Genomic DNA, 244 nt, shown 5'->3' with positions numbered 1-244 from the left:
GCTCCCACATTTTTGACCGCATTTCACATCGAATTTGATGCACCCCTAATAACAAGAATCCCCGGGAGCCCGCTTATGTCGGTCGATCCGCAACACCTGCTTCGCGAGCTGTTTGCCACAGCCATCGACGCCGCCCACCCCCGGCAAGTCCTCGAACCCTATCTGCCCGCCGACCGCAGCGGCCGTGTCATCGTGATCGGCGCCGGCAAAGCCGCCGCCGCCATGGCGCTGGTGGTGGAAAACT

The 244-nt window shown here is 61.9% G+C and carries 1 protein-coding gene; it reads left to right on the top strand.

All coding sequences use genetic code 11. The annotated features are described in order from the left end of the window. Positions 1-75: 75 nt before the first annotated feature. Positions 76-244: DUF4147 domain-containing protein (locus HX846_RS36800; protein ID WP_178967413.1), on the top strand; the 169-nt coding region annotated here is incomplete at its 3' end.

This window comes from Pseudomonas sp. K5002 (assembly GCF_013386655.1).
Lineage (GTDB): Bacteria > Pseudomonadota > Gammaproteobacteria > Pseudomonadales > Pseudomonadaceae > Aquipseudomonas.
This window is presented reverse-complemented; position numbering and strand designations above follow the sequence as displayed.